The 326-nt window shown below is 66.0% G+C and carries 1 protein-coding gene; it reads right to left on the reverse strand.

Translation table 11 applies throughout. The annotated features are described in order from the left end of the window. The coding region (locus KVP70_RS35890) for a hypothetical protein (RefSeq protein ID WP_229225274.1) at positions 1–319 on the reverse strand (319 nt) is incomplete at its 3' end. Positions 320–326 lie beyond the last annotated feature (7 nt).

The raw sequence follows: 326 nt of genomic DNA on the forward strand, positions 1-326 counted from the left end.
ATTTCAGCGCGCCGATGTCGGCCGTTTCAATCGCGGCGATGTCGTTGGTGCTGAAGGCGCTCACCTGGGCCGAGCTCAGGGCGCCGAACTGGTTGGACGACAGCGCGACGACCTGGTCGGTGGTCAGGGCGGCGATGTTGGTGGTGGTGATGGCCGCCACTTGCGCGGTGGTCAAATTGGACAGCTGGTCGGTGGTCAGCGCCGCCAGTTGCGCCGTTTTCAGCGCGGCGATGATGCTGGTCTTCAGGCCGACGATGTCGGCCGTCTCGATGGCGGCGATGTCCTGGGTCGACAGGGCGCCGAATTGACCGGTGCTCAAGGCGCCC

Source organism: Duganella violaceipulchra (genome assembly GCF_019166075.1).
In the GTDB taxonomy this organism is placed as follows: domain Bacteria; phylum Pseudomonadota; class Gammaproteobacteria; order Burkholderiales; family Burkholderiaceae_D; genus Rugamonas; species Rugamonas violaceipulchra.